At 63.7% G+C, this 9,867-nt stretch carries 9 protein-coding genes and 1 pseudogene; 4 read left to right on the top strand and 6 right to left on the bottom strand.

From position 1 onward, the window contains the following. A pseudogene (locus WS62_RS13325) lies at positions 1–111 on the top strand (IS5-like element ISCARN85 family transposase); the annotation flags it as partial. Between the two features lie 167 nt (positions 112–278). On the opposite strand, the gene WS62_RS36345 reads toward WS62_RS13325, so the two are convergent. From WS62_RS36345 to WS62_RS13290, 6 genes are all read right to left on the bottom strand, one after another. Beyond that, positions 279–743 (bottom strand): hypothetical protein, encoded by a 465-nt coding sequence (locus WS62_RS36345; protein ID WP_156440969.1) that lies wholly within the window; start codon positions 741–743, stop codon positions 279–281. A gap of 2,055 nt (positions 744–2,798) precedes the next feature. Next, complete coding sequence (locus WS62_RS13310) at positions 2,799–3,185, bottom strand: GtrA family protein (RefSeq protein WP_066571335.1); 387 nt, start codon at positions 3,183–3,185, stop codon at positions 2,799–2,801. Beyond that, the gene (locus WS62_RS13305; protein ID WP_066571370.1) at positions 3,182–3,928 is read right to left on the bottom strand and encodes a class I SAM-dependent methyltransferase; all 747 of its coding nucleotides are present in this window, start codon (positions 3,926–3,928) and stop codon (positions 3,182–3,184) included. The genes WS62_RS13310 and WS62_RS13305 overlap by 4 nt, the downstream gene beginning before the upstream one ends. Positions 3,929–3,944: 16 nt before the next feature. Beyond that, positions 3,945–5,006 (bottom strand): glycosyltransferase family 2 protein, encoded by a 1,062-nt coding sequence (locus WS62_RS13300; RefSeq protein WP_066571333.1) that lies wholly within the window; start codon positions 5,004–5,006, stop codon positions 3,945–3,947. After that, the gene (locus WS62_RS13295; RefSeq protein WP_066571332.1) at positions 4,991–6,412 is read right to left on the bottom strand and encodes a glycosyltransferase family 87 protein; all 1,422 of its coding nucleotides are present in this window, start codon (positions 6,410–6,412) and stop codon (positions 4,991–4,993) included. The genes WS62_RS13300 and WS62_RS13295 overlap by 16 nt, the downstream gene beginning before the upstream one ends. Then, positions 6,409–7,617, bottom strand: coding sequence for a glycosyltransferase family 87 protein (locus WS62_RS13290; RefSeq protein WP_066571369.1), 1,209 nt, complete (start codon positions 7,615–7,617; stop codon positions 6,409–6,411). The genes WS62_RS13295 and WS62_RS13290 overlap by 4 nt, the downstream gene beginning before the upstream one ends. 1,123 nt (positions 7,618–8,740) lie before the next feature. Here WS62_RS13290 and WS62_RS13285 point away from each other — a divergent pair. The 3 genes from WS62_RS13285 (at position 8,741) to WS62_RS13275 (ending at position 9,867) form a co-directional block, all read left to right on the top strand. Beyond that, a complete protein-coding gene (locus tag WS62_RS13285) occupies positions 8,741–8,911 on the top strand; it encodes a Flp family type IVb pilin (protein ID WP_066571331.1) in 171 nt (56 codons plus the stop codon). 178 nt (positions 8,912–9,089) lie between these two features. Continuing rightward, a complete protein-coding gene (locus WS62_RS13280; RefSeq protein WP_066571367.1) occupies positions 9,090–9,236 on the top strand; it encodes a Flp family type IVb pilin in 147 nt (48 codons plus the stop codon). A 91-nt stretch (positions 9,237–9,327) separates the two neighbouring features. Continuing rightward, entirely contained in the window at positions 9,328–9,867 is a 540-nt protein-coding gene (locus WS62_RS13275; protein WP_066571330.1) for an A24 family peptidase, read from the top strand.

The following is a 9,867-nucleotide window of genomic DNA, read 5'->3' as shown; positions in this document are numbered from 1 at the left end:
CTGTTCCGTCGATTGAAGGGCTTTCGTCGCATCTTCTCGCGCTTCGACAAACTCGATCTGATGTTCATTGCCTTTATCAACTTCGCCCTGATTGTCGAAGCCCTTCGATAGTGTGAACACGCCCTAGTCTGTTGCCCGTCGGCCTTGCCTCGAATCTCAATGGCAACCTGTCGCACTACATAATCCGAAAGTGACTGGATGCAATGCTGATGTCAGGGCTTGCTGCCCGGCTGGGTTTCGATTTCTTTGATGATCTTGTCAGATAACGTGTTGAGCGCTCAGGCGGCGTCAATGAATTCGTCTTTATTGTTAATCCATGCTGCGTGATAGCCGCCCCTCTGCAGCTTCGTTATAGACGAAAGATTTTCTTTTGTCTTAAATAAAAGGATCGAAAGTTCAGTTACATTTTTCTGGATGGCACCGCTTTCAACCGCGAGCGCGAGTATGCCAGAAACCTCGGGTACTAAGTCGAAGAAATTGCTGTCAAAGCTTTTCATTTCTCTCCGAACGCCTAAGAATGATAGCTCACCGGACTCCTCTTCGAGAAAGTCCGATGTAGCGGACCGGAGCCGGTAGAGGGTTGGTAGTAGTGATGCCTGTGCAATTCGAGAGCGCGCCATTTTGTCAACAGCGGCCTGCTCCAAAGCACGTTTGCTTATTTTGTGCGGAACCCAAAAGGCAGCTACAGCAACTGCAAAAGAAGCAATACTTCCAAACGCTTGAATCGAAGCCGGCCAATCCAATTTCTCCTCCGTTAGTGTTGCATGTGCGAGCTTTGGCAAACGAATGTCAGTGTGGGCGCAGCGGAATCTTACCAGAGTAGGCGTTTGTGGCCGGCACTACGTCCATCCTTGAATTCGCGTGGCATGAGGGTGTTTCCCGCATGCAGGGTGACAGGCTCAGTAGCCGCATGGGGCCGTTGTTCGAGCGGAACCGTCGCTCGCATGTCCACGTGACGGTGATCGCGAACGTCACCTGTTGGCCGGAATCGGTCCCACGACCAATTCCGTAAACGACCCGAAGCGGACTGCCTGTATGCCGAAACATCAACAGCTCTTTGCAAAGTAGAGCGGACGTTCGTGCAGCGAAGTCCACAGACGGAGTTATCGGCCGTTGCGGTCGTCGGTGTCCACTGGTAGGTAAATATCACCAATGTCTAGTTTCGTGTTGAGCCAGTCAGTGGATTTTTTCATACCGCTTTTTATAGATTATTTTAATACATACATATATAGCTTGACCAACAATAGCTAGTCGCTGCATTTCGACAATATCCATCGAACCGGCATTTTGCGTTTTATAGAGATAAGTCGAGCCATCATCAAATTTGAAAGTAATGGATTTTGTCTGATTGCGTAGGCGATCACATTCGAGTCGCCGACAATATTTTGGTAGAGATCCATTAAACCTCCAGTGAATCAATAAAGGAGCAAGTAACATCTGTTTACGAGGATGAAAGCAATCTAAGGGCTACCGCCCCCTGGGCGTGCGGTCCGCACGTCCAGGGTGGAAATGTGTTCACTTTTTAGGAGGCTTGTGAACCGGTAGGGTTGGGTGTTTTCGTTTATTCGGGGGATCAACACGACGTCTTCTATCATCGTTGCCATCCTCTCGCTTTGGCTTTGGACCTGGCTTAATGGTTGTCATATGTTCCTCGCAGCATGTTAAAACACCGCTAAAATTAGCGGCCACTCTTATAGCTGGGCAAATGATAAGAAATCAATGCACCGTCGCAATTTTCACCATGGCAGAAGTGGCATGCTCATGTCCGAATGAAAGGTTCGAACAACATGCGTCTTGGGGATAGTGTTTCCACACGAATCACTACTCCCGCCCTAATACAACCACATGCTGAAATTCTCAGCTATCCAGTTTTTGTCCGTCACCCGAAATCCCCTTTTCGGGCGCTTATCCCCCTCCATTTTTTGGTGGTCAAAGACTTACTGTAGGAGGAAAGAGCCGTTTTTCGAGCAGCATTTACCCTTATTCGTGAGGACCGAGTCAGGAGACTGACGCCGCACATAGAGCGGTTGTTCGCGACCAGGCGGAACACGCTCGTTTGAATCCGCACCGATGAAGCGACGTTTAACACCGCGATTTGTTTGGCCGCTCCCTGGGCGTAGTCGACAGTTGAATGTCCGGGCGACGTTGCGGGCGAACGCCGCTTCTGGCCGGAATCGGTCCCACGACCGACTTCCGTAAACGCGCCGCAACGGACGCCCGAAGCAGAGCGCCGCGTATCTGACATGGAGTCCGTGACAGTGCGACGAACGCGCGATCGGGCCTCCGCGAGTGGCTCGGTTCGGCATGGCGCGCTGCCATGCCGCGCGGCGCTTTCGCGCTGAACGCGGGCGTCGACGGCGCAACCGCAAGCCGCCGAGCGCACGTGTTCAGCAAGCGCTGAGTCGGCGCGTTCTGCTCACCCGCCGGACGAATCGCTCAGCACAAAATCCCGCTCGCGCGAACCGAAACACGGCGCGCACTTTTTTTTCGGCGCACTTTGACGACGCAGCCCGGGCGCGACGTGGGCAGCATGCGCACGGACGACGGCATGCCCGCGAGCCGGCGAATCGACGCGCCCGGCGGGCGCGCGCCGCGACGCCGCGCCGCGCGCCCCGTCAATTTCCCGACAACCGGCCAGTGTTCGACCATGAGCCGCGACTGCAAGCTTGATCGGATAGATTTGCGCATCCGTTCAGAACTCCCCAAAAACAGCCGAATGCGCTCGACGCATTGTTCGGCGAGCAGCGGCACTGCGCGCCGCACGCGCCGATGTACACCGCCGATGTACACCGCCGACGTCAGCGATACGTCCAGATTCGATGCATCGCGAACGTGAACGGCGGCACGAGCGCGACGACGGCCGCGATGCTCCACGCGGCCGCGACGCCGAGCGCCTGCACGCCGCGCGAAATCGCCATCGTCAGCATCAATCCGGCGACCGACACGATCAGGAAACGCACGACGTTGCGCCAGCGCAGCGGCGCGGAAAAGCTCCACAACGTGTTCAGCAGGTACGACGCGCCCGTCGCGCTGACGAACGCGATCGCATTCGCCTGCACCGCGGTCGCGGCGAACGCGCCCATCAGCGCGCCGGCGATCGTCGCGTGCAGCACGGTGGACAATGCGCCGGACACACCGAAGCGCACGATCCGCGCGCCGATGCCGACGTCGGCGACGGCGCTCATCGCTGCGCGTCCCGCTTCGTCAGGACCGCGAACAGCGACACGCCGAATGGCAGCGAATGCTTCGGCAGCCAGCCGCGTTCCGCGCGGAAGATGCGATAGAGCATCGAATTGACCGCGCGCGGTCCGATCGCATCGCCGCTCGAACGCGCTCGATGCAGCAGCCGGTCGACCATCCGCGCGGCGACGGCAAGCGGAAACAGCAGCGTGTTGAAGTACGAACTCCGTACGATCGTGCAGCCGGCCGCCTGCGCGCAACGTTCGAGCGCCGCGCGGTCGTAGCGCCGGTAGTGATGGAGGAACGTGTCGTGCGCGCTCCACAGCCACTGGTACGCGGGCACGGTGACGACGATCGCGCCGCCCGGCGCGAGATGCTCGCTCACGCTGCGCAGCGCGGCCGCGTCGTCTTCGATGTGTTCGAGGCAATCGAAGAAGCAGATCAGATCGAAGCGCTGGTCGCCGAACGGCACGTTGTCCGGGCAGCGGCCCGCGCGGATGTCGAATCGCCAGCCGGTCTTCCGGTTCGCGAGCGCGCGTGCGGTTTCGTCCATCTCGAGCGCGCTCACCGCGCCGAACGCCGCGAGCATCCCGAGATTGCCGCCCGTGCCGGAACCGATTTCGAGAATGCGTGCGCCGGCCGGCAGCGCGAGCCCCGCCAGCAATGCATGCAGGATGTCGCGCCGTGCGCGGAACCACCAGTGCGTGGCCTCGGTTTCGGCCATCTGCAGATAAGCTTCGGGTGACATGGCGTCCTCCTGTCGGTCAGCGGCTTTCGGCGCGGGCGCGCGGCATCGCGCGCCGCCGCGCGAAATCGATCCGCGCGGCGTGCGCGGCACGCGACGCGGCGCTGCCGACGGGCAGCGCGGTCACCTTCGTGCGCGCCTGATAGCGGCGGCGCACGAGATAGATCGGCCGCTCCTTCGATTCGTAGTAGATGCGCCCGACGTACTCGCCGACGACACCGATGCCGATGAGCTCGATCCCGCCGATGAACAGCATCACCGAGATCAGCGATGCGTAGCCCGGCACCGGATTGCCCATCCACAGCGTGCGCGCGACGATGAAGCCGCCGTACAGGAACGCGAGCGCGGCGATGCACAGCCCGATGTAGGTCCAGCTGCGCAGCGGCACCGTGCTGAAGCTCGTGATCCCTTCGAGCGCGAAGTTCCAGAGCTTCCAGCCGGAGAACTTCGAATGCCCGGCGCAGCGCGCCTCGCGCTGATATTCGACGATCACGGTCCGGTAGCCGACCCACGCGAACAGCCCCTTCATGAAGCGGCGGCGTTCCGGCAAGCTGCGCAGTGCATTGACGACCTGCCGGTCCATCAGCCGGAAATCGCCGACGTTGACGGGCAGCTTCACTTCGGACAACGCATTGTGCACGCGGTAATAGAGCGAGGCCGCGGTGCGCTTCGCGAACGTGTCGCACGCGCGGTTGCTGCGCTTCGCCGCGACGACCTCGGCGCCTTCGCGCCAATGGTCGATCATCACCGGGATCAGGCTCGGCGGATCCTGCAAGTCCGCGTCGATCGGTATCACCGCGTCGCCGTTCGCTTCATCGAGGCCCGCCGTCAGCGCGGCTTCCTTGCCGAAGTTGCGCGTCAGGTCGATCACGCGCACGCGCGGGTCCTGCGCGCCGACGGCGACGAGCTTGTCGAGCGTGTCGTCGCGGCTGCCGTCGTTCACGCAGACGATCTCGAAGCGGATCGATTCGATGCGTTCCATCAACGGCACGACTTCCGCGAAAAATCGCGTGACCGCGTCGCCCTCGTTGTAGAACGGTACGACGAGCGAAATGAGCGGTGTGTTTATTTGATCCCGCATGGTGGTTCTCCCTGAGCCCCGTGGCAGCGGCGGCCGGCAAGCGGCAGCGCCGCTCGCGCGTGCCGCGGGGCGGCGACCGATGCGCCGCGCGCCGCAATGAAACGAATTGAATCGATCGCATCCGCCGCATCTTCGTCGCCGGGCAGACTCGGTGCGCCGTGGCGCTCGCGTGCGATGCGGCTCACGATGGCGGCGAGCGCGCCCGCCGTCACGAGCGGCAGGAACTGAAACCGCACCGGCTCGACGACGACGAGCCCCGCAAGCGGCATCACCGCGAGCAGCGCGAGCCCTTCGCGTTCGAGCGGCCGCCAGCCTTCCGCATGCGCGTAGCGCACAGCCCACGCGATCACGATTCCGTACCAGGCGAGGTCGTAGTCGTACAGGTACGGACTCACGAGCAGGCTCGCGCAGACGAGCGCGGCCGAACGCAGTGCATGCGAGGTCGCGCCACGCCACGCATAGATCACCGCGACGGCCGCGAACGCGATCGAGCCGGCTTGCAACAGTTGCGCGACGACGAGCGGCAGTCCCGCGAACGTCGCCAACGCGAAGAACGTCGGAATCCGCGCGAGCGTCGCCTGCCCTGCGCCGATCGTCTGCAGCGCGGACGCCGCGTCGTGCGCGAACGCACTCCATGCGCCGAAGCCGAACGCGAGCGTGCTCGACGCGGCGACGAGCGCGACCGTGGTCGCCCATGCGCGCAGCGCGCGCCACTGCGAAGCGCACAGCAGCGCGAGCGGAAACAGCAGCGCGAGCTGCGGCTTGATGACGAGGAGCCCGAAGCAACATCCGGCGAGCGTCGGGCGGCGGCGCAGCACGACGAGGCCGAGGCCGGCGAGCGCGGCCGTCAACAGGCTGTTCTGCCCGACGAGCGCGACGAAGAATGTGCCGGGGAACGCTAGCGCGCAAAGCGCCACGAGCCGGCGCGGCACGATCGCGCGCACCGTCGCGACGAACAGCGCGCCCGTGCCGGCGATCCACACGAGCGCCGCGACCGGATACGGCAGCCAGCCGAGCGGCGATACGAGCAGCAGCGTCGGCGGCGGATAGAGCCACAGCAACACGCCGCGCAAGTCGCGCATCGAAGGCACCGCCTGCAGCTCGACGGCGTGCAGCGTCGCGAACCGCCACGCGTCGACCGCGTGACCGTGCACCGCGAGCCGCGCGGCGCTCCACGTCGGCACGAAATCCAGCGTCGGCGGCAGCGGCGAGCCGAGTCCGCCGGACAGCCAGCGGAACAGGTAGATGGTCCCGAACGCCGCATAGCAAACGAGCGCGGCGATCGCATAGGTCCGCACCCGTTTCGCGCCCAGCCAGTGCGGGTGACGGCGCGGACCGGCCGCCGGCAGCGCCGGACATTCGACGTCGCGATGAACGGCCGCGTGGCCGTGCGGTTGCGCTTTCATCGTGCAGCTCCCGGCATCGTCCGCGCACGGCGCACGACGATCAGCAGCACCGCGAGCAGCACGACGGGCCCGATCTGCGGAAAGTGGGTCGCGCGATTGAAGAACTCGAAGAACGGCAGCAGCCAGCCGGCGACGAACACCGGCTGCTCGCCGGGCAGCCAGCCGGTATCGAGCGCGCACGCGAGCACGCAGAACAGCGCGACGCCGAGCCACGCGAGCTCGTAATGCCACAGATAGGGCGTCACGAGCAGCGTCGCGATCGCGAGCGCCGCAGCGCGAACACGCAGGTCGCTCGTGCGCAGCCAGACGTTCAGCGCCGCGACGGCCGCGAGCGCGCCGACGCCGATCTGCACCGCGTACGCGACGTGCAGCGACGCGCCGGCGAGCCGCATGGCCGAAAACGGCGCGGGCGACGCGAGCCAGTATTGAGCACCTTGCTCGAGCACGAGCTCGCGCAGCATCGTCGTGCCGGACAGGAACGCGCGCACGGACGCCGTTCCGCAGACGGCAACGCTCGCCGCCGCGAAGACCAGCGTGCCGACGGCGGCGGCGAAGAACGCGCGCCACGCGCGCGTCGCGACGAGCACCAGCGGAAACAACAGCGCCATGTGCGGCTTGATCGCGAGCAGGCTGATGCAGAGTCCGGCGATCACCGGACGCTTCGCGAGCAGTCGGACCGCGAATACCGCGCACGCGGCCGTGAGCAGCGAATTCTGCCCGGCGACGGCGGCAACGAGCACGCCGGGAAAAGACAGGATCACGAACGGTGCGAAACGCGGCTGCGTCAACCGCTCGCGCAAGCCCGACACCGCGCCGACGCCCTTCGCATACGCGACGAGACTGAACGCGCAGAACAGCAGGAGCGACGGCACGTAGGGCACGAGCGCGAGCGGCGCGACGAGCAGAAGCAGCGTCGGCGGATACACCCACGGCAGGAAGCTGCGATTCACGTACGCGCCGAGCTGCGCCGCTTCGACGCGCGAGAACGCGGGATAGTCGTAGACGGTCGCGGGCGCGCCGTGCAGCATCACGTGCGACCCGCTCCAGAACACCGTGAAGTCGATGCCGGGCCGAACGGTCGTGTTCGCGATGAACCCGTTTGTCGCCCACCCCCACGCGCCCAGCAGCGCGATGCTGAGAATCAGCGTCGCGCCGCCGTATGCGAGCACGCGATCGCTCGTCAGCCATCCGCCGGAACGCAACATGCCGAAGCATGTTCCCCGATTTGCGAGATCCATGATGCCCCGATGTGTGATTAAGCGTTTTGTTTAAACGCGTCGATATTTTTTGTGGGTTCGATCCGACGACGTTTCGATTGGCATGACGCCGCCGCGCTTCCATTGTTAGAAAAAAAAGCGAGTAGATGCAAATCGCGGCGGCGCGCGATATCGCCAGGGCCACGCAAAAAAAGCGAATTCCGCATGAAAAATGACGAACAGCGGCGGCCGCGTTACGGAGTTGAAACATTTTGAGTCGCAGGGTGTCTCCGCCGTCGTCGCCTGGCGCGGCTCTCGTCGCGGCGTTTCGAATCCGGGAAAGTCCCGACAAAATTTTTTCGACCTTGCCCGGCGGGCGTTTGCGGGCGGCGGCAGCGCGGCGGCACGCGCTCGTGTGTATCAAATCCGAAACCTTCTGCACCGCGTCATGCCCGCGGTATTGCATCGGTGAGCCGCTCGCCCTTGTCCCGCCGCGACTTCCCGAATGCTGGCCCACTCCTTGCGAAATGTGCTGCGCGGCAAACGACGACGCGACGATCGGAAGATTCGCAGCAGCCAGATCAACAGACAAGAATCTCGCCGACGTCACCCACGGGGTCGCATCCGACGCAATGCACGCGAGTGCGGCGCCGAATGTGTACAGGGAGTCGCCGTTCGACCAGCGGCGCACCGGCTACGGCCGGGCGCCGGGAAAAGATTGCTCGTTGTGAATACCGGGGAAAGGCAATGTCCACATTTACCACCCAGCGGCTTCCCAGCCGCTCCAGCAGCGAAACGGCGCACGCCTGCGCCGCCGCTCACGAACCGGCCGCCGGCCGGAACCGCCGGCGCTTGCGCATTTTTCCCGGGCGGCGCCGTGCGGCGCGCATCGACTCATGCGCACGCGCCGGCAAGCCCCATCCCGCAGATCGTTCCGTCCGCGCCGGCGCATGCGTTCGCGTGCAGGTCCCGCTGCGGCTGTTCTGATCCGCTGCCCGCTTTTCAGCAGTGCCCTGCAGTACCCGTAGTGCCTTGTAGTGCCTGTAGTTCCTTGTAGTTGGAGCAGTTCCCGTTGTACGTCCCGCGCCATCGATGGCAAGGGTTTTTCTTAGTGATTCAAAAGGAGAGAGTCATGTCCAGCCTCGTTCAATACGTGAAGCAGTTCGTTCGCGACGAAGGCGGCGTCAGTGCCATCGAATACGGCCTGATCGCTGCTTTGATCGCGATCGTGATCATCGGTTCGGTGAAGACGGTCGGCACCAATCTGAATTCCGTCTTCTCGACGATCGGCAGCGATCTGTAGGGTACGTCGCCGGAACGACGGACGGCTTCGTGCAACTCGCCGTCCGTCACGTTCCGTCCGTTCGTTCCCGTTCGATGTTCCGTTCGATACCGCTGAGGAGCGATTCATGAGAACCCAGTCCTTTTGCCGAAAGTCGATCCGTCCGCGCTGGCTCGACGCGCAACCCGCCCATGCCGTCATGAGCCGGCTGCGCGATGAATCAGGCGTGTCGGCGATCGAGTACGCGCTGATCGCAGCGCTCATCGCGATCGTGATCATCGGCTCGGTGCAGGTCGTCGGCACCAATCTGCAGTCGGTGTTCAGCACCGTCGCTTCGGATGTGTGATCTCAAACCTGCCTGGATGCGCCAGTCCGGCATGCCGGCTGGCGTCACCGCTGCGGCTTATCGAACAATTGAATACGACGCGAGGCCTTCCATGTTTTCCGCTCTGCCGCCGCAACCGATCCCGCTCTGCGTGACTTTGCTTGCAGTCGTCGCGGCCAGCATCGATCTGGCGAGCCGGCGCATTCCCAACCGACTGATCGCGCTCGGCCTCGCGGGCGCGCTCGTCGCGCAATGCGGGCTGCCCGGCCCGCACACCGGCTTCGCCGCCTGGCTCGCCGGAGCGGCAACGGGCGCCGGCCTGCTGCTGCCTTTCTATCTGTTGCGCGGCATCGCCGCGGGCGACGTGAAGCTGATGCTCGCGATCGGCGCGTGGGTCGGACCGTCGCTCGCGCTGCGCATCGTGCTCGCGACGTTCGTCGTCGGCGGCGCGTGGGCGCTCGCGGTCGCGCTCAAGCGCGGCCAATTCCGCAAGCTGCTCGCGAACCTGCGTCACCTGTTCGTGAGCGCGGCGCTGCTGCGCGATCCGTCGGCAGCGCGCGCCGCACCCGAGATCGACTCGGTCGGGACGCTGCCGTACGGCGTCGCGATCGCCATCGGCACGCTCGGCGTGCTGTTCACGGCGGCGACCTGA

Source organism: Burkholderia sp. ABCPW 14, assembly GCF_001523835.1.
Taxonomy (GTDB): domain Bacteria; phylum Pseudomonadota; class Gammaproteobacteria; order Burkholderiales; family Burkholderiaceae; genus Burkholderia; species Burkholderia mayonis.
The sequence above is the reverse complement of the archived record's forward strand: the minus strand, read 5'-3'. Positions and strand labels throughout refer to the sequence as shown.